This is a genomic window from Proteus sp. G2626 (assembly GCF_009915985.1).
GTDB lineage: Bacteria > Pseudomonadota > Gammaproteobacteria > Enterobacterales > Enterobacteriaceae > Proteus > Proteus vulgaris.
In genome coordinates this window covers 196,262-219,401 of the sequence record NZ_JAABNH010000007.1, presented here as the reverse complement: position 1 = coordinate 219,401, position 23,140 = coordinate 196,262, and the positions used below count along the sequence as shown (strand labels likewise).

The following is a 23,140-nucleotide window of genomic DNA, read 5'->3' as shown; positions in this document are numbered from 1 at the left end:
TATCTTCATTCGCTCAGGTGAAGAAGCAGACTATTTTTCGTAAAAGGATAAGATAATGGCGCAACCTTCCCGTGTTTCACTTCATATCAAGAAAACGGTCATTTCGTTAGCGATAGTAGCTTTAGGTTTTACCGTCTCATCAACTGCATTGGCTTACCAAAAAGTTCATCAGCCAGATAATAGTTATCAGCAATATGTTTCTCAGCGTCAAACTGTTGATAGCTTGATCCAAGATGCGTTAGATGCATTTAAGTCGCCGGCACGAGTGTCGGATGCAGGCTTTACAGGAAAACTGCCATCAAATATGGAAATAGTGGCGCAAAAATTGCAACAAGCTTATAAGTTAGAGCCTTATCGCCTCGATTTATTATTTAGTACTGCTAGTGCTTATATCTATAACAATGATGTCCCTCGCGCTATTACTATTTATAAACAGATTTTAGAAGCGGCCCCTGATGATATTGATGCGCTAATTTACGTCACTTCGTGGACTCGTTTTGAAGGCAAAGATAAAGAAAGTGAAGCATATTTCAATAAATTAAAATCATTAAATCCGGCTAAAGCTGAAGAAGTCAGTCGTTTTTTTGCAGAGATTGATCGCGTAAGCAAAATGCCGTTAAGTGATAAATTGACACCAGCAGATTTGGCCAAACTAAATAAAACCAAAGATAACAACGCGATTGTGACATTGGGGTATGCCTTAAATCCTGATGGCACAATGAATAAGATTTTAATTGAACGCTTAAATAAAACTTTAGAAGTGGCTAAACAATTACCAGAAGCCATGATTGTCGTTACGGGGGGCGTGCCAAAAGCACATCAAACGGAAGGGAAATTAATGGCCGATTGGTTGGTAAAAAACGGTATTGCACCAGAACGTATTTTCCAAGAGAACTATGCACGTACAACGGTCGAAAATGCGTTATTTAGTCGTTATGCATTAACTAAACATCGTATTAAAACGGCTGTTATTATTAGCTCTGGTAGTCATGTCCGTCGTGCAGACGCAATTTTCACGCTTGCCAGTTGGCAAAGTGGCCCAAGTGATATTACTTACTTAACGGTTGTTGCACCTGATAAACCCTTAGCGGAATTACAAAAAGCGAGCAAATCAGATATCCAAGGTATTTATCGTGATGGCTTAAAGGCGCTGGGCTTATGGAGCTTCCGTAGCTATCCGTTAGAAGAGCGTTAATTTAATATTGGATCATAAAAAAGCTCAAATAAATTATTTGAGCTTTTTTATTTGAGGTTAAAAATAATTTTGATGATATACAGCCATTTTATTTATTGTAATGATAACAATTATCATTACCATTGTTTCTCACAATAGTTAATAATGAGAAATAAAGTGAGAATTCCTCTGATGATATGCATGTTGATGGCCTCTTTTTCAAGTTTTGCCAGTTGCTTAACAGTGACAGAAAATAAAGAAATGACAGGCCAGTTTGATAACGACACGGTGTGTTTTACCACTCATTTAGAAAGTCAACGTTATGTTGAATTAAGCGTAAAAGGGATACAAAATTTACGGTTAGAGAAACAAGATGGTACTCATCTTCGTCATTTATTAAAAGATATTCCCGCTGACGGGCAACAAAAGGTACGTTTTTTATTACCTGAAACTGCTAATTATCAATTAGTTGCACAAGGTGAAGCTAAAAACCAGTGGCTATTCATGCTAACAACACAACCTTATCAACCTTTAGATAAAGATGCTGGTATTGCACCAACTAGCCCTCGTTTGCAAACTCTCGCTAAACAACTTGATCAAAAAAATATTCAGGCATTTTGGCAACAAATACACCAAGAAGGGACTCCTCTGATTGAGCCTTATGATCATGATAAAAAGCGAGTAACTTTTCTCTGGCAAGGCGCAAAAAAGAATGTCTATTTGCTGGGATCACCTGAAGGTAACCATGATCCGTTAACTCATTTACCCAATAGTGATATTTGGTATCGTAGTTATATCGTGCCTAACGATACATTAATGCAATATAAATTAGCCCCTGATGTTCCGGTTATTGAAAATGCAGAACCCTTTGAACAACGTCGCGCGATTTTAACCACAGCACAGGCGGATCCGTTGAATTCTCACGATTCACCAAGTCAGTCAGAGGATATTTATAATCATTTCTCTTTGTTGTCATTAGACCGTCAGCGCGAATGCCATTTGCCTGATATTCTTGATAGAGCAATGAAAGGCAAGACAGAGATTGTTCGCTTTCACAGCGAGATCTTAAATAATGATCGTGAAATAGCACTTTACCTGCCAGCTCAAAAAATGGAAACGCCTCGACTTCTTGTATTATTTGATGGGCAAACTTATCGTCGCCAATATGGTATTGATAAGTTTTTTGATAAACAGATCGAAGAGGGGAAATTACCGCCAATCATGATCCTATTTGTTGACAGTATTGATGGCGATCGACGTGGGATCGAATTACCACCCAATCCTGATTTTTACCGTTTTTTAGCTGATGAATTGTTTGTTTGGTTAGAAAAAGAGAAAGGTATCCATGTCTCGGGGGAAGAAACGATAGTGTCAGGTTCTAGTTATGGTGGATTAGCTTCTTCATGGATTGCATTTAATCGTCCTGAGCGCTTTGGCAAAGTACTCAGTATGTCTGGCTCCTATTGGTGGGCGCCTGAAAATGAAGAACCAGAATGGCTTATTCGTCAATTTAAGCAAGCGGATAAAAAACCATTACAGTTTTTCTTAGAAGCAGGACTATTTGAAAGCCGTGGAGATAAAGGGGGAATTCTAAATAATAATCGCCATCTTAAACAAGTTTTAGAACAAAAAGGTTACCCTGTTAAATCACTCGAAATGGCCAGTGGACATGATTATATCTCTTGGTGTGAAACACTGTATCTGGGAACAAAAGCACTAACACAAGAAAATTAATCTCTCAGGACTCAATCGTAATACAATAGAAGCTTATACAAGATAATGCATAGTATAAGCTTCGTTCTTGTCACTAACCTGTCATAAAGCTGTCATCAAAATTGCTTTTACTCTTCATTTCTTTGTCATTTAACTACCGTAAGCTTTTTCTGACTTAAAACATTAATCTTGTTTTTACTTTAGAGTGCAAGGAAAAAGCTATGTCTCATCGTTACCAACGTTCTATTTTATCCGTTATTGTCACAACGCTATTGGCTGGTGCGAGTTTCCCTTCTTTTGCTGCTCCCGTTGCTGCGGATGCAATTTTGGCACAAGATCGCGCAGCAAAAGGTAATATCACAGAATTTGGCGGTGCTCGCCGTATGACTCAAGATCAAACTGAGGCATTAAAAGCAGCTTTAAATAATAATCAAGCGAAAAATGTGATCCTCTTTATTGGTGATGGTATGGGGGATTCTGAAATCACTGTTGCACGTAACTACGCTGAAGGTGCGGGTGGTTTTTTTAAAGGTATTGATGCATTACCGATGACGGGTCAATATACACACTATTCATTAGACAGAAAAACACAAAAACCTAACTATGTCACAGATTCGGCAGCCTCAGCAACGGCATGGGCTTCGGGTGTGAAAACGTATAATGGTGCATTAGGGATTGATGTATTTGGTAAGGATCATCAAACCATTTTAGAATTAGCAAAAGCTAACGGAAAGGCAACGGGGAACGTGACGACATCAGAAATTCAAGATGCAACACCTGCCGCACTATTTTCTCATGTCACTGGACGTAAATGTTATGGTCCTGTTGAAACCTTAGAAAAATGCTCAACTAATGCATTAGAAAATGGCGGTAAAGGTTCTATCTCTGAGCAACTACTAGTGACTCGTGCAGATGTTACATTAGGGGGCGGTGCAAAAAGTTTTGCTCAAACCGCAGTAGCGGGTGAATACAAAGGTAAAACATTAGAACAACAAGCCATTGAACGTGGTTATCAAATCGTCAAAGATGCTAAATCATTAGACGCCATTACTTTGGCGAATCAAGATAAGCCAGTATTAGGGTTATTCCATGAGGGCAATATGGCTGTAGCGTGGGAAGGGCCTAAAGCGGTTTATCATGGCAATATCAATAACCCGCCATTAGAATGTAAACCTAACTCTAAACTTGACCCTAATGCGCCAACACTGGCACAAATGACCAAAAAAGCGATTGATTTACTGAAAACCAATGAAAATGGCTTCTTCTTACAAGTCGAAAGTGCCTCTATTGATAAGCAAGATCATAATGCTAATCCTTGTGGTCAAATCGGTGAAACAGTTGCGTTAGATGAAGCTGTACAGATCGGTTTAGATTTTGCTAAACAAAACGGTGACACTCTGATTATTGTTACAGCTGACCACGCGCATTCAAGTCAAATTATAGAAGCTGATGTGAAATCAAGTGGATTAACACAAGCACTTATTACCAAAGATGGTGCGGTTATGGTGGTGAATTACGGTAACTCAGAAGAAGGATCTCAAGAGCATACGGGGGCACAATTACGAGTTGCGGCTTACGGTCCACATGCAGCTAATGTAGTTGGATTAACAGATCAAACGGACTTGTTCTTCACCATGCGTGATGCAATGGGCCTGAAATAAATTTAAGTTGATTTAATAGTCTGTCTGAACATGTAGTCGAATTGCCTTACTAAATTGTTGTATTTTTGCGCGACCTAGAGAGATACCCTCTGGTCGCGTTTTTTTATTGAACGTTTGATACATGAAAAATAAAATGATAATAAATCAATGGGTTATTTGTAGTGCGACTTTGAAAATGACATATTCTCTGTTATAATTAACAGAATTTACGAATTAATCTATGTAATATTCTCAACTTCTCCATTGATTATTGTGCTTAAGTTGCAATATCTTTTTGTCTAATAACGCACTGTGTTATTAAGGCATTACCAATAAAAATCTTTTCTCAGATAATTTATCTGCTCATGGTCTTTCTCTTTTTTATGAGATTGAAGGAGAACAGAGTCAAACAAACAATGATAAAAATAAGGTTGTTATTTCTATGCTGACACTGCTTCATTTACTCTCATCAGTCGCGCTTCTTGTATGGGGAACACATATTGTTCGTACTGGGATAATGCGTGTTTTCGGCTCTGATTTGCGCCGAATTTTAGGTAAAAGTATTAATAAAAAATCCAATGCTTTTCTTGCGGGGGTTGGTGTAACGGCATTAGTTCAAAGTAGTAATGCAACGGCACTTTTGGTTATCTCTTTTGTGACGCAAGGGCTGATTTCGATTACGCCTGCACTGGTTATTATGTTGGGGGCGGATGTCGGTACGGCGTTAATGGCGCGAGTACTGACATTTGATCTCTCTTGGTTATCTCCACTTCTTATTCTTATCGGGGTAATTACTTTTTTAAGTCGAAAAAAAGAGCGAGTCGGACAATTAGGGCGTGTAGGTATTGGCCTTGGTTTAATTATTCTTGCTTTGCAACTTATTGTAACATCCGCAGAGCCAATTACACATGCAAGCGCCGTAAAAGCCATTTTTACCTCATTAAGTGGCGATACTGTTTTAGCGCTTTTAGTTGGTGCTTTGTTTGCTATGGTAAGTTATTCAAGTCTTGCCGCGGTGTTATTGACTGCAACATTAAGTGCAACAGGGCTAATGCCATTGTATATCTGCTTATGCATCGTTATTGGCTCTAATATTGGTAGTGGTTTGTTGGCATTAATGAGCAGTCGAGGACAAAGTATTGTCTCACGTCAAGTGGTGTTAGGAAGCCTATTTTTTAAATTAATCGGTGCGTTGCTGGTTTTACCTTGGATAATTATTATTGCAAATAAAATTCAGCAATACGGATTTTCATCTGCTGAAGTCGTGATCTATTTTCATGTTATTTATAATCTCGCTCGCTGTGTATTGATGATCCCTTTTGTCGGCATAATGGCAAAATTATGTCAGCGACTTATTCCTGAATTACCGGCTACGGGATCTGAAGTTGCACCTCGTTATTTAGATCAATCAGCGATTGATACTCCATCTTTAGCTATCGCTAATGCGGTTAGAGAATCGCTACGATTAGGTGATGTTGTAGAACAAATGTTGCAACGTTTTACGGCGTTAATGGAAGGCGATCGTCAGCAGAAAAGGGAAATTAGCCAGTTAGAAGAAGAGGTTGAATTACTCCATAGCAGTATTAAATTATATATGGCTCAAATTCAACAGCATGATTTGGGAACAGAGGATTCTCGGCGCTGGGCTGAAATTATTGATACAGCGATGAACTTACAACAATCATCCGCTATCATAGCGCGTATGTCTGCTGAAGTGGTGAGTAAAGGTTTAAATCATCACTTATTTTTATCGGAGGAAGGGCGTCGTGAATTACAGACACTCCTTGAGCGTCTGCAAAGTAATCTGAATCTGGCGATGTCGGTATTTGTTTCCGGCAATATGGAACATGCTCGTAAGTTACGTCGAGCAAAACATCGTTTCCGTTTACTCAACCAACGCTACTCGTTTGCACATGTAGAACGTCTTCATTTGCATAATATACGAAGCATTGAAACCAGTTCTCTGCATACCAGTTTGTTGGGTGATATGAAACGGTTGAATTCCTTATTCTGTGCGGTGGCTTACCACGCACTAGAACGAAGTGAATCATCATCAGAACAGGTTAATCTTTAATAATGAAAAATGTTATTCGTCAATTAACACGAAATGAAATTCCACAAGTTTGGGACATCGATAGAACTGAGCTTATTGAAAAGCTATATGTATTAAAAGAAGGAAAGTTGCTTTTATCAGAGCAGCGCTTTGATATGAAAGGTTGGCCAGAAGGTGAAGCAGAACATTACACCCCTGTTTTACTTGAAAGCTTTGATCGAGGGGCGCCTTTTTGGGGCATTTTTGAACATGATCGATTGGTCGCTGCGGCAAGTGTTGATCCGAAAAAACGCGGTCAAAATGGTACTCTACTTCAACTCTCTTTTTTACATGTTAGCCACCAGCAACGTGGGCAAGGTTTAGCACGAATACTCTTTGGCTATTGTGTGAAATATGCGAAGGAAAACGGTGCAAATGGATTATATATCTCATCAACACCTTCTGAAAATAGTGTGAACTTTTATCAGCATTTAGGCTGTCGCTTAATTGATATTCCTGATCCTGAACTTTATGAAAGAGAGCCAGAAGATATTCATTTGGTCTTTTATTTTATAAAGCCAAATAACGCATAATTTCGTTTATTGATAACATAATAAAATCAAACGCCTTATTGTTAAAATGATAAGGCGTTTTTTGTTTATTATATTTTAATGTATACTTAACCCTTTAAAAAATAAGGATATAAAGTTATTTTTTTTCATTATATAAGTTGATTTGGCATTGGGGTTATATATAATAATGAAAATCATTATCATTAATGGTGAGTTATTATGGCTAAATCAACACGCTTATCTCAAGTCGCTTCTTGGACATCTCGTATCAGTTTATGGGAAATGTTAGCTGTTTCTTCTTTATTTACAGTCATTATGCACTCTATTGCTGGAACATCTGCATTTACGTTAGTTTTAGTCGTTTCAATGCTGTTATCAACATTGATGTTATTCCATAAAAAATTACAGATGTGGGTAATGATCCCCGCTGGCGTAGTGTTGACCTATAGTTTGATGACACTTTTAGTTGCGTATCACGGATAGCAAATAAAACAGTAAAAAGAGGGGTTGAATGGAAGCCAAGAAAAAGAAAGGTTAATTGAGTGGTGCGAAGAGGGGGACTTGAACCCCCACGTCCGTAAGGACACTAACACCTGAAGCTAGCGCGTCTACCAATTCCGCCACCCTCGCAATCTCAACATTATCTTTGCAGATAGGAGGCGAATTCTATGCTTTTTATTTTTGGCGTCAATTATTTTTTTCACTAAATTATCTTAATGATGAAAAATAAAACACCCTGAATTATCACTTAAAATCAGCCTCAAAAATAAAGCCCTGTTTTAGATAACAGGGCTTTTGATTAATCTTTCTTCGTTGCTTGGTAAACTTTGAATTTACCTGTTGATGCGAGTACTTCATGAGAGCCAAACACATGATCGAGTATGTCGGGGTAAGGGATAAAGGAATTCGCTACAATGCGTAATTTACCGCCTTTTTTCAGGTAATTTGGTGCAAGACGAATAATATCTTCGGCTGCTGTATAGCTTGTGCCTAAACCATCATGGAAAGGTGGGTTTGAGATTATCCAATCATAGGTCTCTTCAACGGCAGAATAGACATTACTGGCAATGACTCGACCTTCTAATTCATTCACGTTTAAGGTGGCGATACTAGAAGAAATTGCCGCTGCATTCACATCACACAGTGTCAGTTTCAACATTGGGTTTTTCTTACCGAGTACAGTGGCAAGTACACCACAACCACATGCCATATCCAGTAAATCGCCAACCATTGCATCATCAAAAGTTGAAAGTAATAAACGGCTACCCTCATCTAATGCATTTTGGCTAAAGACACCCGGTAATGCCATTACAGTAAGATCGTCATGGCGGTAAGTTTGCCACCAGTTATTACGGTCAAACAGTGTTTGATATGTTTGAGTACCAAAAAATAAGCTGCAACGGCGTGCTGAATCTATTTTTTTAAGTTTAGCGATACCGTTCATTAATTCAGTGGCACTTTTAACACCGCTACGGTTTTCACCGACGATAAAGATTTCAGTACCCACTTGTAAATTAGAGCAAAGGCTACGCAGTTGGAAAGTGGCTTCGTTTTTATTTTTAGGCCAAAAATAGATCAAGGTATTGCAATATTTCACAAAGGACTGATCTGCAACTAAACCGAAGAGTGCGTTATCACCCATTGATTTTAGTAATGGTAACCACTGGTGATATTGGTTGGTATATGCTCTGACACTTTTCGCCTGAATTTGCGCCGCGAAAGTATCTTGAAGATCACCTGCAATAAGTACATGCCTGTCTGCGAAATGATCTAGGTGACGAAGAATAACTTCGCTAGCAGGGGACAGTGAGGACATTATGATTATTACTCCTTAAAAAACATGAGACGCATGATATCAGATATAAAGAAACCGACGCTATTTATTGGCGTAGTTTATGCCCTCTGATACTATGTACCGTTGTTCTACACTTGATAGGTAAGCATAATGAGCCGTAAAGACAGAATGTTATCCCAACTAGGAATTCGTCAGTGGGTACTTCGTAAGCCTGCCGTGTTAAAAGGCGAGCATTCTGTTCAATTTCCGGATACAACACGTTTACTTATCATTACTGATGATACCGTTGATCTAAATAACGGGCTTTTCTCTGATATTTTTAGCGCCATGGGGATAGATAAAAACGAAATCTATTGTATTACAACAAACGATGTGAGTATGCTCACAGAATCTTTTGATCTTCCCTGCTGGTTATTAGGCACTGATCTCATTCTTCCCTCTGAATATACTTCTTTGAGAAGCCCTTCATTACATCAGTTATATTTTGATGCCGATGCAAAACGCGATCTTTGGAAACAAATCTATCAATATGAAGACCATTTCACCCTTAAACCCTGCTGATTTACCTTTAGCATGGCAAATAGAAAAATTAAGTCATTCATTCCCTTGGAGTGAAGAAACATTTTATAGTAACCAAGGAAGTCATTATTTTAATCTGAAAATTTGCATTGATAATATTATTGTAGGTTTTGCAATTACGCAATTAATATTAGATGAGGCAACTCTTTTTAATATTGCGATTCATCCCGACTATCAAGGGAAAGGTTATGGTAAAGCACTTTTACTTGAACTAATTGAAATTCTTGAGAAAAAAAATATCACTACCTTATGGTTAGAGGTACGAGAATCAAATGAAAAAGCGTTCAATCTCTATGAATCTATAGGATTTAATTTTGTTTCAAAGCGCAAAAATTATTACCCGACAAAAAACGGAAATGAAGATGCGATTATCATGGCTTATCCTATTTCATTCTAATTAAATATTTATTTAAGTTAAATTTAAAACGTCTTCTTTTAGGCGTTTTTTTTATTTTAAATAGCGTGCATGAATTTGTTTTTTTATTAATTGTATTTAAAATTTATCTTTATTTTTACTTAATGGAAATTTATTGGTTTAATTTCACTTTTGTCATGTTTTCATTGTAAGGTAAATGTGATTATAACAGTGTTAAAATAGTGAATAATATTTGAAATAAGTAAATCGAGTATTTGGTTTTGTTTTAAATAAAGTGATTGTTCTCTAAATATAGAAAAATTAAATTTAAACAAATGTACATTTATTTTGAATCTGATATTCAATCCCGCGTTTAACCAAAAATAAATAGGTTAATTCTTCGTATTATGAGTCGCCTCATAAAGGCAATTTGTAAATTTTTTAGTAAAATAGGTATTTGAGTGCATCAAGGAAAATAATGTTGGTTATATAGGTGTGAGAGCGGTTTTTGTCTCCATGGTGTAAAATAGACACGATTAATTTTTTCAAATACTAGGCATCATTCCTTCAAGCAGATAAAATAGTAACCATTGATTGTTTATACAGACAAGATAGGCGAAAATAAGCGCCAATTAAGATTAACTTGCGGGTTGAATGTCTTTATAGTCACTTTAATTATTAGTTATATAAATATATCAGTGCGTTACATTCACTCGTCTATCAACCAGAAGATCACCATTGATGTCTAATCCTATTTTTCAGCAAGAAGTTGCTCGTCGTAGAACTTTTGCCATTATTTCTCACCCCGATGCGGGGAAAACCACCATCACTGAAAAAGTGTTGTTATTCGGACAAGCTATTCAACGTGCAGGAACCGTAAAAGGGCGTGGTTCAAATCAGCATGCAAAATCTGACTGGATGGAAATGGAAAAACAACGTGGTATTTCTATTACAACCTCAGTCATGCAGTTTCCCTATGCTGATTGTCTTGTTAACTTACTCGATACCCCAGGGCACGAAGACTTCTCTGAAGATACTTATCGTACTTTAACTGCTGTTGACTGCTGTTTAATGGTAATAGACTCCTCTAAAGGGGTTGAAGATCGTACTCGTAAGTTAATGGAAGTAACACGTCTACGTGATACGCCAATCCTGACTTTTATGAATAAACTCGACCGTGATATCCGTGACCCAATGGAATTAATGGACGAAGTTGAAACAGAGCTAAAAATTGCTTGTAGCCCTGTTACTTGGCCTATTGGTTGTGGAAAACTCTTTAAAGGGGTTTATCACATTCTTAAAGATGAAACTTATCTTTATCAAACTGGGCAAGGTCACACTATCCAAAATTCTCGTGTAATTAAAGGATTAGATAATCCTGAACTTGATGAAGCGGTAGGTGATGATTTAGCAAGCCAATTGCGTGACGAATTAGAGCTTGTTTTAGGTGCCTCTCATGAATTTGATCATGAAGCTTTTTTAGCGGGCGAATTAACGCCTGTATTCTTTGGTACTGCATTGGGTAACTTTGGTGTTAACCATATGCTTGATGGCCTTGTAAAATGGGCGCCAGCACCAATGCCTCGTCAAACTGATATGCGCCAAGTGACAGCGAGTGAAGAAACATTTACTGGCTTTGTTTTTAAGATCCAGGCCAATATGGATCCTAAACATCGTGATCGTGTTGCTTTTTTACGTGTTGTGTCAGGTATGTATGATAAAGGGATGAAGTTACACCAAGTCCGAATTAAAAAAGATGTGGTGATTTCCGATGCACTAACCTTTATGGCGGGCGATCGTTCCCATGTTGAACATGCATATCCTGGGGATATTATCGGTCTTCATAACCACGGTACAATTCAAATTGGTGATACCTTTACTCAAGGCGAGATCCTGAAGTTTACGGGGATCCCAAACTTTGCGCCTGAATTATTCCGCCGTATTCGTTTACGTGATCCGCTAAAACAGAAACAGTTACTGAAAGGATTGGTGCAGTTATCAGAAGAAGGTGCTGTACAGGTCTTTAGACCACTAGCAAATAACGATTTAATCGTAGGTGCAGTGGGTGTACTTCAGTTTGATGTGGTTGTGGCAAGACTCAAGAGTGAATATAACGTTGAAGCGATTTATGAGTCCGTTAACGTTTCAACAGCTCGCTGGGTTGAATGTAATAACGAGAAAAAACTCGAAGAGTTTAAACGTAAAAATGAACAAAACTTGGCACTTGATGGTGGGGATAACTTAACGTATATCGCCCCAACGATGGTGAACTTGAACTTAACGCGTGAGCGTTATCCTGATGTTGAGTTTCATCAGACTCGTGAACACTGATACTTGTCATACTTCAAGTTGCAACGTTGTTGACTACGTTCATTCGCACTTTGAATCATTTTGAGTTTTTAACTTAATGAAAAAGCTGCATTTTTAATGTGGCTTTTTTGTTTCTTCGCGTCATTATGTATTAATTAACAGTAATACTCGATGAGATACGCTATTTTTCTATCAAATCTGCTTTTCATATCCCAAATATCCTGTCAAAAGATCTGCCTTCATTTGGAATTACTCTTTTTTTTTTCTGTTAACATGATACTCGTTTTTATATCTATTAATAAATATATGTAAAATTTTTTATAGTTTTATTCGTTATTATTGGAATAAAATTATTAGGATTAGTCTTTATTTGTTTTTTTTAACTTTATTAAACTAAAATACCTTATTAATGTAATGACTTTGTTTGTTAACATTTTGTAGTACTTCATAAAAATACAGATATTGATGACACATATTTTTTATCACCATTATTGTGATTCGGGGGAGAGCAATGAAACAATATAACATGTTGAAATTAGCATTAGTTATGTCCATAGGACTTGCTTTTGTCAGTACGGGAGCATTAGCTGAAACATCGTGGTATAGCGAAATTAATCGTGGAACGAATAATACTAGCGACACAATTAGCGACACGGCGATCTCTACAAAAATTAAAAATACATTATTACCTATCGAAAGTATTGATAGTGAATCTCTTTCTATTCGTACAGAATTTGGACATGTCTTTGTGACAGGATTTGTTAAGAGTAAAGAACAAGAAGCACAAATTACGCAAATTATTGAAAAAGTAGAAGGTGTGAAAAGTGTCGATTTTTCAGCAAATATTCAGCCTTAAATTAAGCTCATTTTTTTAGGTGATGAAAAACCGCGAAGACCACCTATTTTATTTGTATGAATTCGTAAAAAGAATGACGCAGAAAAAATGTGCGGGTATCCTTTGTTAAGTTGTATAAAGGAGACATTATGGGGAAGTATATACCTGTCACATTAAATAATATTACAGCACTTGAATTTCAATCCTCACTGCCACAAGGCAAAGTTGCTTTAGTCTGTGAAGGTGGAGGTCAACGCGGGATCTTTACCGCGGGTGTTCTTGATGAATTTATGCGCTCACAATTTGATCCCTTCGATATTTTACTTGGGGTGTCTGCGGGGGCGCAAAATTTATCTGCTTTTGCCTGCGGTCAGCGTGGTTATGCGCGTAAAATTATTAATCGCTATACAACCAATAATCAATTTTTTAATCCTATCCGATTTGTCCGTGGTGGTAATTTATTAGATCTTGATTGGTATATAGAAACGACGGCCAAAGAAATGCCCCTTGATATGCCAACAGCATTAAGGCGTTTTGATACTGGTCGCGAATTTTATATGGTAGCCAGTCGTTCTGATAATTTTAAAGCAAATTATTTTCAGCCTGATGAACCAACTTGGCTTGATATCATTAAAGCATCCAGTGCGATCCCTGCTTTTTACCGTAATGGCGTTTTATTTCATGATGTTGTCTACCATGATGGCGGAATAAGTGACGCTATTCCAGTAAGAGAAGCTTATCGACGGGGGTGTCGTACTATTGTTGTTATTCGTACTGTTCCCTCTGAATATCAATACACGACAGAGTGGGTCGATCGAATGGGGAAATGGTTTGAAAATAGCCGTTTACAACGTTTTATGGCAATGGCACAAGTACATATCGAAACCTATACCGAAACCCTTAAATTTATTCAATCGCCACCAGAAGATGTCGTTGTTATCGAAATTTATCCACCCACAACGTTGCAATCAAGTGCGTTAGGTAGCCGTTTAAATGCATTAAACCATGATTATCATGTAGGAAGGCGTTGTGGTCGTTATTTTCTGGCGACGATAGGTCAGCATTTTTCTAAGAACAAATTCAAACAACACGATAAAAAAATCTTCAGCTTATTTGAACAAGAAGCAAAAACAGATAAAGCAGAAGAAGCTTCTATCATTCAACAAGGAACAAGGCGTATACATCCTGACGTGAGGCAGGTTCAAGAATGAATAAATTTATTGATACTCACTGTCATTTTGATTTTCCTGTTTTTTATAATGATATTACGAATAGCTTATCTTTAGCACAACAAGCACAAGTTGAAAAAATGATTATTCCGGCTGTTGCTCGTTGGAATTTTGATGTAGTGACTGAATTATCAAATGAATATCCTCAATTATATAGCGCATTAGGATTACATCCTTTATATATTGAAGAACATAGAGAGCAACATCTCCTTGAATTAGAACAAAAATTAAAAATAAACTCTCGTTGTGTTGCTGTAGGGGAAATTGGTCTGGATGGTTATATGGAAAATCCTCAACCAGAAAAGCAGGAGCGTTTTTTAATTGCACAACTGAAATTAGCGGCTAAGTTTGATTTACCGGTTATTTTACACTCGCGTAAAACTCACGATACGCTAAGTGCGCTTTTACGTCGTTATGATGTTCCTCGTAAAGGGGTTGTACATGGTTTTGCTGGAAGCCAACAACAAGCCAAACAATTTATTCAGCAAGGTTACTTTATTGGTGTTGGGGGCACGATTACTTATGAGCGAGCACAAAAGACACGTCGAGCAATTGCTTCATTACCACTCGAATATTTATTATTAGAAACAGATGCTCCCGATATGCCTGTGAGTGGCTTCCAAGGTGAGCCCAATCGACCGGAACGTATTCAACATATTTTTTCTCAACTCTGTGAACTACGTCAAGAATCACCGGAGGTAATAGCACAACAACTCCATCTTAATAGCCTACAATTATTTCAGTTAAAAGATAATATCTAGTTATCGATTGCATTTAACTAACCTAAAGATTAAAAAGTCTCCTCAATTTAATCTTATTGATATGGATAAGGTGCTTATTTTACTTTACTGTTTAAGATTGAATACATGATTTGTTAATCACATGATTTTTTCTCTTTATCCTGCCTATTCAATAAATGTGTTTTTCTCTCTTTTTGTGTGATCTACTTCTCATTTGTGACTTTTGTGTTACTTTTTCCAGACTCTATTTGTGATGGATGTTGAGGGTTCTTTTCTTAGACTAGGTATAATTATCTGGCAAAAAGAGTCAATAAGCTCGACTAGAGCGTTATTGATAATCCATTAAATTTTTATATGAACAGGGATCCTTCAATGCAACTCATTATGAGCTTGGTCGGAATGGCAACATTAATATTGATAGCCGTTCTATTTTCCAGCAATCGACGTGCAATTAGACTACGTACAGTTGGTGGCGCATTCCTTATTCAGATTGGCTTAGGTGCATTTGTTCTTTATTCCGACAGTGGTCGTGAGGTACTTCTTGCGATTTCTGATGGCGTTAAGAATGTTATTGATTACGGCAATAATGGGATGAGTTTCCTGTTTGCAGGCCTAGTATCAGATAAAATGTTCGAGTTGTTTGGTGGTGGCGGTTTTGTATTCGCCCTACGCGTACTGCCTGTTATCGTATTTTTCTCTTCACTAATAGCAGTACTGTATTACCTTGGTATTATGCAAGTTGTCATTAAAATTCTTGGTGGTGGCTTACAAAAAGTACTGGGTACATCTCGAACAGAATCTATGTCTGCAACGGCAAATATTTTCGTTGGACAAACAGAAGCTCCACTTGTTGTTCGCCCTTATATTGCAAGAATGACAACCTCAGAACTCTTTGCTGTTATGTGTGGTGGTTTAGCCTCTGTTGCAGGTTCTGTACTTGCTGGATATGCCAGCATGGGCGTACCGTTGGAGTATCTGATCACCGCATCCTTTATGGCGGCTCCAGGTGGTTTACTCTTTGCTAAATTGTTGATCCCTGAAACCGAAACCCCTGATGATCAAAAAGATGCGTTTGATAAAATGGCAGATGACGAAAAACCAGCCAATATTATCGATGCAGCTGCTGCTGGTGCCTCTTCTGGTTTACAGCTAGCTCTTAACGTGGGAGCCATGTTACTGGCTTTTGTTGCTTTGATTGCATTAGTTAATGGTATCCTTGGAGGCATTGGTGGCTGGTTTGGTTATGAGAATTTCTCATTAGAATTGGTGTTTGGTTGGGTGTTTGCACCTATAGCCTTCTTGATTGGTGTTCCTTGGAGTGAAGCAACCATTGCAGGCTCATTTATTGGACAAAAAATTGTTATCAATGAGTTCTATGCTTATTCTGAATTTAGTAAATACCTTCAAGAAGATGCACTTGTTGCTGGTTCAGGACTGGTGGTGCTATCAGAGCAAACGAAGATAATCATCTCTTTTGCACTGTGTGGCTTTGCTAACCTTTCCTCCGTTGCTGTATTATTAGGCGGTTTAGGTGGAATGGCGCCAAATCGCCGTAAAGATGTGGCGCGTTTGGGGATGAAAGCTGTGCTTGCAGGTACACTTTCTAACTTAATGAGTGCAACTATTGCAGGATTCTTCTTTGCATTAACGGCAATGGCTGTTGTTGCTGCTTAATTGATTTTTTTATTGTGAAGAGCAGATAGGGTTCGCCTATCTGCTCTTTTTATGTTTGTTTTCTGCTGTAATGTTAACTACTTTTACTGTGTGAGATATTTCGCAGTTTGTATTGAATATGGTCAAAAGTCTGTCATTTCATATCAATTGCACTTTTTTTTACGTTATAAAGACGACTTAGAAACGGTATTCGAGTAATATTAAACCAGAAAATAACCATTATGTGATTTCTATCACATTTATATGTCACTGGTTGCAAGTTGTATTTGATTAGTGTGATGTAAAGCACATCTAATTGTTCCTTAGCGTGTTCAAATAAGATGTGCTGAAACTTCATGGAATGGCGAAGGCTCAATGTCGGGTCGCCGAAGTGAGCATAGCGCGGTGAGAGGGAGCTCAGCTGTCGTTGTAGCACAAGTTACAACAACATCTTCAAGGAACCAAGTCCGCTCGCCAACAAATTTAATCGCTAACCTTAAGCGTACGCCCACAAGGGCTTGAGAAACATCGTTGGAGAGTTTTATGACAGATTTAACCGCTGCAGCGCGCCTTGCGCTGTCTTTGATGGATTTAACTACGTTAAATGATGACGACACTGATGCAAAAGTGACTGCGTTATGTCATCAGGCTAAAAGCCCAGAAGGCAATACAGCCGCTATTTGTATCTACCCACGTTTTATTCCGTTAGCACGTAAAGTGTTACGCGAACAAGGTACACCAGAAATCCGTATTGCAACCGTAACTAACTTCCCTCATGGTAATGATGATTTAGATATCGCATTAGCAGAAACCAATGCGGCATTAGCTTATGGCGCAGATGAGGTTGACGTTGTTTTCCCTTACCGTACATTTATGGCAGGTAATGAGCAAATCGGTTTTGATATCGTTAAAGCATGTAAAGAGGCTTGCGTAGAAGCCGGTGCTTTACTGAAAGTTATTATTGAAACGGGTGAGCTGAAAGAACCAGAACTTATCCGTAAAGCCTCTGAAATTTCAATCAAAGCAGGTGCTGACTTTATTAAAACTTCGACAGGTAAAGTGCCTGTAAATGCAACACTGGAAAGCGCTGAGTTAATGATCCAAGTGATCCACGATATGGGGGTTGGCAAAGATGTAGGTTTTAAACCTGCAGGTGGTGTTCGTACCGCTGAAGAAGCTGCTCAATATCTAGCATTAGCTAACCGCATTATGGGTGACAACTGGGTTGATGCCCGTCACTTCCGTTTTGGCGCCTCAAGCTTGTTAGGGAATTTATTAGCTACTTTAGGTCATGGCGAACAAAAATCATCTAGTGGTTACTAATCCATTCGTGTAATACGCCTACGTCATATTGTGGGCGTTATCAATGCTATAAAGCCAGGAGGTTGCAGTGTTTCTTGCCCAAGAAATTATTCGTAAAAAACGTGATGGTCATCCTTTAACTGAGGAAGAAATTCGTTTTTTCATTAATGGCGTCAGAGATAATACTGTTTCTGAAGGTCAAATTGCTGCATTAGCAATGACTATTTATTTCCACGACATGACTATGCCTGAGCGTGTTGCTTTGACATTAGCCATGCGTGATTCCGGTACTGTATTGAACTGGAAAAGCCTAAATTTAAATGGCCCAATTGTTGATAAACATTCAACCGGTGGTGTAGGTGATGTTACTTCACTGATGTTAGGGCCAATGGTTGCCGCATGTGGCGGTTATGTTCCAATGATTTCTGGTCGTGGATTAGGTCATACAGGTGGAACATTAGATAAACTCGAAGCCATTCCTGGCTTTGATATTTTCCCTGATGATGAAAAATTCCGCGATATTATTCGCAACGTAGGTGTTGCTATTATCGGACAGACTAATTCATTAGCACCTGCTGATAAACGCTTTTATGCGACCCGTGATATTACTGCTACAGTTGATTCAATCCCTCTTATCACCGCCTCTATTTTAGGTAAAAAATTAGCTGAAGGCTTAGATGCATTAGTGATGGACGTTAAAGTGGGGTCGGGTGCTTTTATGCCAACTTATCAGAAATCTGAAGAGCTGGCAGAGTCTATTGTTCAAGTAGCAAATGGCGCAGGCTGTCAAACTACGGCGTTGTTAACGGATATGAACGAAGTATTAGCTTCTAGCGCAGGTAATGCGGTTGAAGTTCGTGAAGCGGTTCAATTCTTAACGGGTGAATACCGTAATCCACGTCTATTTGAAGTCACTATGGCGCTGTGTGTTGAAATGTTAGTATCAGGTCGTTTAGCGGATGATCGTCAACAAGCTCGTCAAAAACTGCAAGATGTGTTGGATAACGGTAAAGCGGCTGAAGTCTTTGGTCGTATGGTTGCTGCACAGAAAGGCCCATCTGATTTTGTTGAAAACTACAATAAATACCTGCCAACTGCGGTATTAAGTAAGCCTGTATTTGCTGAGAAAGCTGGATTTATCACGGAAATGGATACGCGTGCATTAGGTATGTCTGTTGTGACATTAGGTGGTGGTCGTCGTAAAGCGACCGATGCTATTGATTACAGTGTGGGTTTAAGCGACATCGCTGCGCTTGGTACTGAAATCAATACCGATACGCCTTTAGCGATGATCCATGCTAATAGTGAAAAATCATGGCAAGAAGCTGCCGCTGAAGTCCGTCAAGCGATGGTAATTGGTGACAGCAAACGTGAAGCTTCACCTATGGTGTATCGCCAAATCAGCGAATAAGAACTCAATTACGATTTATAAGTGACATATCCGTGGTCTACGGAGAATGACACAGGAGAGAGAATTATGAAACGTGTACATATCATGGTATTAGATTCCTTCGGTATCGGTGCTGCTGGTGATGCAGAGAAATTCGGTGACCAAGGTTCGGATACTTTAGGGCATATCGCACAAGCGTTTGCTGACGGTAAAGCAGATAGAGACGGACGTAAAGGTCCTCTTCATTTACCTAATCTTTGCCGTTTAGGTCTAGGTAAAGCAGCTGAAGAATCAACAGGTAAATTTCCTATTGGTTTAGATAAAGACGCAGATATCATCGGTGCTTATGGCTACGCGAGTGAAATCTCTTCTGGTAAAGATACTCCGTCAGGCCACTGGGAAATCGCAGGTGTTCCTGTGCTTTTTGATTGGGGATACTTTAAAGAGCTGAAAAACTCATTTCCACAAGCATTGTTAGAAAATATCGTTAAACGTGCCAAATTACCCGGTTATTTAGGTAACTGTCACGCTTCTGGTACGGTTATTCTGGATGAGCTTGGCGAAGAACATATGAAAACCGGTAAACCAATTTTCTATACTTCTGCTGACTCTGTATTCCAAATTGCATGCCATGAAGAAACTTACGGTTTAGACAAATTATATGAGCTGTGTGAAATTGCTCGTGATGAACTAAATAAAGGCGATTACAACATTGGTCGTGTGATTGCGCGTCCATTTATTGGTGACAAACCAGGTAACTTCGCCCGCACGGGAAACCGTCATGATTTGGCGGTGGAGCCACCAGCACCAACGATGTTGAAAAAACTGGTTGATGAAAAACAAGGTCATGTTGTCTCTATCGGTAAAATTGCTGACATCTATGCAAATGTAGGTATCACTAAGAAAGTGAAAGCAACTGGTATTGATGCCCTGTTTGATGCGACACTTGAAGAAATGAAACTCGCGGGTGATAACACCATCGTCTTTACCAACTTTGTTGATTTTGACTCTTCTTACGGCCATCGTCGTGATGTTGTTGGTTATGGTGAAGCACTTGAATTATTCGACCGTCGTTTACCAGAACTTATGGAACTGGTGAAAGAAGATGACATTCTTATCTTAACTGCAGACCACGGTTGTGACCCAACTTGGCCTGGTTCTGATCATACTCGTGAACACATTCCTGTTCTGGTTTATGGCCCTAAAGTTAAACCTGGTTCATTAGGTCATCGTGAAACCTTTGCTGATATCGGCCAAACTGTTGTGAAATACTTCGGTTTGTCTCCAGTCGATTATGGTAAAGCGATGTTTTAATTTAATTTCGGTAGGTATAGTGATATGCCTACCGAATGATATTTGAATAGTAAAAAGATTAATTAAAAGGAAGAATTATGGCTACCCCTCATATTAACGCAGAAATGGGCGATTTTGCTGATGTCGTTTTAATGCCGGGCGACCCGCTTCGTGCTAAATACATCGCTGAAACTTTTTTACAAGATGTCCGTCAAGTAAACAATGTTCGTGGTATGTTAGGTTTTACAGGTACGTATAAAGGCCGTAAAGTTTCTGTAATGGGCCACGGTATGGGGATTCCTTCCTGTTCAATTTACGCGAAAGAACTCATTACTGATTTTGGCGTAAAAGTGATTATCCGTGTGGGGTCATGTGGTGCAGTATTACCAGATGTTGAATTACGTGATGTTGTTATCGGTATGGGGGCATGTACGGACTCTAAAGTTAACCGTCTACGTTTCAAAGACCAAGACTTCGCAGCTATTGCAGATTATCAATTAGTTCAAAATGCGGTTGATGCAGCAAAAGCGAAAGATATTAAAGTTCGCGTTGGTAACATATTCTCTGCTGATCTGTTCTACTCTCCAGATCCTGAAATGTTTGATGTAATGGAAAAATACGGCATCCTCGGTGTTGAAATGGAAGCTGCTGGTATTTACGGTGTTGCAGCTGAATATGGTGCAAAAGCACTGACTATTTGTACTGTATCTGACCACATTAAAAAAGGTACACAGACTACAGCTGAAGAACGTCAAACGACCTTTAACGAAATGATTGAAATTGCATTAGAATCTGTTCTCTTACTAGAAGACTAAACAATACATCTCGTTGCTTAAATAAAAAAACCCAATTTTTGAATTGGGTTTTTTTATTTCTTCCCCTCTTAATATCTCATTCAAACTATCCAAAAAAATTAATTTATTTAACAATTCCTTATGAATGTCAAGTGTAAAGCAAATAATGATTATTCTTATTGTTTTTTTATATCTTATTGATTCTTTTGTTATAAAATGGTCTTGTTTTGAATCTATCACGTTTATTTAGATAAAAAATAATCAGTGATTAACTTCACATCCTTTAAACTGTTTTTACATAATTACGTAGCGTTTTTGTAACATTGGGTTGCAAACATAATAACTATTTAAAAGGATGCTCATGTGTTAACAATCATCGGACTATTCATTATTATTACTATTGTGACATTACTGATGATGGGAAAAACCAGCCCTATTATTGCAATGTCGGTCACTCCGCTTATTGGTGCGCTGTTAGCAGGATATTCATTTAGTGAGATCTCAACCTTTTTTGAATTAGGCATTAAGCAGGTGAGTAGTGTCGCAACGATGTTTTTATTCGCGATACTTTTTTTTAGTATCATGAAAGATCTGCATATTTTTAATCCACTTATTCGCATTATGATAAGCCTCACGCGAGGCAATGTGATTATTGTCTGTGTTGTGACAGCACTCGTGGCGGCAGTTGTTCATTTAGATGGTTCTGGCGCGGCAACATTCTTAATTATCATTCCTGCTTTCTTACCGCTGTATCGACGCTTAGGGATGAGTCCCTACCTTATGCTATTAATTATGTGTACCAGCATGGGCGTTATGAATATGGTGCCTTGGGGTGGGCCTTTAGGACGAGCTTCTGCGGTAACGGGTATTCAAGCTGCAGAGTTATGGCAAAAACTTATTCCTGTACAGTTATTCGGCATTTTAGGCTCAATGGTATTTGCTGCTATTATGGGGGTTAGGGAAAATAAGCGTATTGCAAAAGCAAAACGTAAAGGAACGACGCCTTATCAGAAAGACTCTTTATTAGCCATCTTTGATGAAGAACAACCCGAAACGGGCACTGAAAAACCGAAAAAATTCGGCATAAATATTTTATTGATTGTTGTTTCTATTACTTGTTTAGCGTTAGGGTTGTTCTCTGCACCTTATATTTTTATGGTGGCGTTTTCAGTTGCGTTAGTGATCAATTACCCCAAACCCAGAGATCAAATTGCGATTATTAGCCATCATGCACCACAGGCGTTATCAATGGTAGCAATTATTTTATCGGCTGGTGCATTCTTAGGAATTATGTCTAATGGTAAAATGCTGGAATCAATTGCGCTTGATTTAGCTGCAATCTTACCTCATTCCTGGGTGGATAATTTGCATATTATTGTGGGTATACTAGGTGTACCTATGGATATCTTTACCAGTACAGACGCTTATTACTTCGCATTACTTCCTATTGTACAAGAAGTGACTGCAGGGGGCGGTGTTCCTGCTGCTGATGTCGTGTATGCGATGGCAATAGGTAATAATGCTGGAACGTTTGTTAGTCCATTCTCTCCTGCAGCTTGGTTGGCAATGGGGATTGCAGGAACAGATATGGGAAGGCACCTACGTTATTCATTTGGTTGGATATGGTTATTTAGCTTCTTTACTTTAGGTGTTGGCTTCTTCTTGGGGCTTTTCTAACAGAAAATCTTAGTTGTAACCTTAAGCCTCAGTATTTTCAACTGAGGCTTTTTGATG

Annotated in this window: 19 protein-coding genes and 1 tRNA gene; 18 read left to right on the top strand and 2 right to left on the bottom strand. The window is 38.5% G+C overall.

The annotated features are described in order from the left end of the window. Positions 1–55 precede the first annotated feature (55 nt). The 6 genes from GWJ05_RS03450 to GWJ05_RS03425 all read left to right on the top strand — a co-directional run bounded on the left by GWJ05_RS03450 (position 56) and on the right by GWJ05_RS03425 (position 7,614). Positions 56–1,195, top strand: coding sequence for an ElyC/SanA/YdcF family protein (locus tag GWJ05_RS03450; protein ID WP_052038429.1), 1,140 nt, complete (start codon positions 56–58; stop codon positions 1,193–1,195). A gap of 156 nt (positions 1,196–1,351) precedes the next feature. Further along, positions 1,352–2,908, top strand: coding sequence for an alpha/beta hydrolase-fold protein (locus tag GWJ05_RS03445; RefSeq protein ID WP_226905384.1), 1,557 nt, complete (start codon positions 1,352–1,354; stop codon positions 2,906–2,908). Positions 2,909–3,108: 200 nt separating this feature from the next. Beyond that, positions 3,109–4,548 carry an alkaline phosphatase gene (phoA, locus tag GWJ05_RS03440; protein WP_036934304.1) on the top strand — a complete coding sequence of 480 codons (1,440 nt, stop codon included), beginning with the start codon at positions 3,109–3,111 and terminating at the stop codon, positions 4,546–4,548. A 421-nt stretch (positions 4,549–4,969) separates the two neighbouring features. Next, positions 4,970–6,601, top strand: a complete 1,632-nt coding sequence (locus GWJ05_RS03435) for a Na/Pi cotransporter family protein (RefSeq protein ID WP_036934303.1) — start codon at positions 4,970–4,972, stop codon at positions 6,599–6,601. Positions 6,602–6,603: 2 nt separating this feature from the next. Beyond that, the gene (locus GWJ05_RS03430) at positions 6,604–7,152 is read left to right on the top strand and encodes a GNAT family N-acetyltransferase (protein ID WP_087803377.1); all 549 of its coding nucleotides are present in this window, start codon (positions 6,604–6,606) and stop codon (positions 7,150–7,152) included. A 198-nt stretch (positions 7,153–7,350) separates the two neighbouring features. Next, the gene (locus tag GWJ05_RS03425) at positions 7,351–7,614 is read left to right on the top strand and encodes a DUF1435 family protein (RefSeq protein WP_087803379.1); all 264 of its coding nucleotides are present in this window, start codon (positions 7,351–7,353) and stop codon (positions 7,612–7,614) included. A gap of 60 nt (positions 7,615–7,674) precedes the next feature. Here the strand turns inward: GWJ05_RS03425 and GWJ05_RS03420 are convergent. Both GWJ05_RS03420 and rsmC read right to left on the bottom strand, forming a co-directional pair. After that, positions 7,675–7,761, bottom strand: a tRNA-Leu gene (locus tag GWJ05_RS03420). Positions 7,762–7,930: 169 nt separating this feature from the next. Next, positions 7,931–8,947, bottom strand: coding sequence for a 16S rRNA (guanine(1207)-N(2))-methyltransferase RsmC (gene rsmC / locus GWJ05_RS03415; protein WP_072064368.1), 1,017 nt, complete (start codon positions 8,945–8,947; stop codon positions 7,931–7,933). 129 nt (positions 8,948–9,076) lie between these two features. Here rsmC and GWJ05_RS03410 point away from each other — a divergent pair, with 129 nt between their 5' ends. The 12 genes from GWJ05_RS03410 to GWJ05_RS03355 all read left to right on the top strand — a co-directional run bounded on the left by GWJ05_RS03410 (position 9,077) and on the right by GWJ05_RS03355 (position 23,083). Next, on the top strand, positions 9,077–9,487 hold the full coding sequence (locus GWJ05_RS03410) for a DNA polymerase III subunit psi (RefSeq protein WP_036934300.1): 411 nt from the start codon (positions 9,077–9,079) through the stop codon (positions 9,485–9,487). Further along, complete coding sequence (gene rimI, locus GWJ05_RS03405; RefSeq protein ID WP_036934298.1) at positions 9,456–9,902, top strand: ribosomal protein S18-alanine N-acetyltransferase; 447 nt, start codon at positions 9,456–9,458, stop codon at positions 9,900–9,902. Before GWJ05_RS03410 ends, rimI begins: the two co-directional genes overlap by 32 nt. A 699-nt stretch (positions 9,903–10,601) precedes the next feature. Next, on the top strand, positions 10,602–12,191 hold the full coding sequence (gene prfC / locus GWJ05_RS03400) for a peptide chain release factor 3 (RefSeq protein ID WP_036934296.1): 1,590 nt from the start codon (positions 10,602–10,604) through the stop codon (positions 12,189–12,191). A 490-nt stretch (positions 12,192–12,681) separates the two neighbouring features. Next, a complete protein-coding gene (locus GWJ05_RS03395) occupies positions 12,682–13,026 on the top strand; it encodes a BON domain-containing protein (protein ID WP_036934295.1) in 345 nt (114 codons plus the stop codon). A gap of 128 nt (positions 13,027–13,154) precedes the next feature. After that, complete coding sequence (locus GWJ05_RS03390) at positions 13,155–14,216, top strand: patatin-like phospholipase family protein (RefSeq protein ID WP_036934293.1); 1,062 nt, start codon at positions 13,155–13,157, stop codon at positions 14,214–14,216. Beyond that, positions 14,213–14,995 (top strand): TatD family hydrolase, encoded by a 783-nt coding sequence (locus GWJ05_RS03385; protein ID WP_087803381.1) that lies wholly within the window; start codon positions 14,213–14,215, stop codon positions 14,993–14,995. The genes GWJ05_RS03390 and GWJ05_RS03385 overlap by 4 nt, the downstream gene beginning before the upstream one ends. Positions 14,996–15,346: 351 nt before the next feature. Next, a complete protein-coding gene (locus GWJ05_RS03380; protein WP_036934290.1) occupies positions 15,347–16,648 on the top strand; it encodes a NupC/NupG family nucleoside CNT transporter in 1,302 nt (433 codons plus the stop codon). A 522-nt stretch (positions 16,649–17,170) separates the two neighbouring features. Next, on the top strand, positions 17,171–17,950 hold the full coding sequence (gene deoC / locus GWJ05_RS03375) for a deoxyribose-phosphate aldolase (RefSeq protein ID WP_161681061.1): 780 nt from the start codon (positions 17,171–17,173) through the stop codon (positions 17,948–17,950). A 67-nt stretch (positions 17,951–18,017) separates the two neighbouring features. After that, entirely contained in the window at positions 18,018–19,340 is a 1,323-nt protein-coding gene (gene deoA / locus GWJ05_RS03370; protein WP_036934285.1) for a thymidine phosphorylase, read from the top strand. Between the two features lie 66 nt (positions 19,341–19,406). Further along, positions 19,407–20,633 (top strand): phosphopentomutase, encoded by a 1,227-nt coding sequence (deoB, locus tag GWJ05_RS03365; protein WP_036934281.1) that lies wholly within the window; start codon positions 19,407–19,409, stop codon positions 20,631–20,633. A 77-nt stretch (positions 20,634–20,710) separates the two neighbouring features. Beyond that, on the top strand, positions 20,711–21,427 hold the full coding sequence (gene deoD, locus GWJ05_RS03360; protein WP_036934279.1) for a purine-nucleoside phosphorylase: 717 nt from the start codon (positions 20,711–20,713) through the stop codon (positions 21,425–21,427). 342 nt (positions 21,428–21,769) lie between these two features. Continuing rightward, complete coding sequence (locus GWJ05_RS03355) at positions 21,770–23,083, top strand: CitMHS family transporter (RefSeq protein ID WP_036934277.1); 1,314 nt, start codon at positions 21,770–21,772, stop codon at positions 23,081–23,083. The last annotated feature ends 57 nt before the right edge of the window (positions 23,084–23,140 follow it).

Coding starts and splice junctions, on each gene's coding strand:
- GWJ05_RS03450 (WP_052038429.1), top strand. CDS start 56: ATGGCGCAACCTTCCCGTGTTTCACTTCATATCAAGAAAACGGTCATT.
- phoA (WP_036934304.1), top strand. CDS start 3,109: ATGTCTCATCGTTACCAACGTTCTATTTTATCCGTTATTGTCACAACG.
- GWJ05_RS03435 (WP_036934303.1), top strand. CDS start 4,970: ATGCTGACACTGCTTCATTTACTCTCATCAGTCGCGCTTCTTGTATGG.
- GWJ05_RS03430 (WP_087803377.1), top strand. CDS start 6,604: ATGAAAAATGTTATTCGTCAATTAACACGAAATGAAATTCCACAAGTT.
- GWJ05_RS03425 (WP_087803379.1), top strand. CDS start 7,351: ATGGCTAAATCAACACGCTTATCTCAAGTCGCTTCTTGGACATCTCGT.
- rsmC (WP_072064368.1), bottom strand. CDS start 8,947: ATGTCCTCACTGTCCCCTGCTAGCGAAGTTATTCTTCGTCACCTAGAT.
- GWJ05_RS03410 (WP_036934300.1), top strand. CDS start 9,077: ATGAGCCGTAAAGACAGAATGTTATCCCAACTAGGAATTCGTCAGTGG.
- rimI (WP_036934298.1), top strand. CDS start 9,456: ATGAAGACCATTTCACCCTTAAACCCTGCTGATTTACCTTTAGCATGG.
- prfC (WP_036934296.1), top strand. CDS start 10,602: ATGTCTAATCCTATTTTTCAGCAAGAAGTTGCTCGTCGTAGAACTTTT.
- GWJ05_RS03395 (WP_036934295.1), top strand. CDS start 12,682: ATGAAACAATATAACATGTTGAAATTAGCATTAGTTATGTCCATAGGA.
- GWJ05_RS03390 (WP_036934293.1), top strand. CDS start 13,155: ATGGGGAAGTATATACCTGTCACATTAAATAATATTACAGCACTTGAA.
- GWJ05_RS03385 (WP_087803381.1), top strand. CDS start 14,213: ATGAATAAATTTATTGATACTCACTGTCATTTTGATTTTCCTGTTTTT.
- GWJ05_RS03380 (WP_036934290.1), top strand. CDS start 15,347: ATGCAACTCATTATGAGCTTGGTCGGAATGGCAACATTAATATTGATA.
- deoC (WP_161681061.1), top strand. CDS start 17,171: ATGACAGATTTAACCGCTGCAGCGCGCCTTGCGCTGTCTTTGATGGAT.
- deoB (WP_036934281.1), top strand. CDS start 19,407: ATGAAACGTGTACATATCATGGTATTAGATTCCTTCGGTATCGGTGCT.
- deoD (WP_036934279.1), top strand. CDS start 20,711: ATGGCTACCCCTCATATTAACGCAGAAATGGGCGATTTTGCTGATGTC.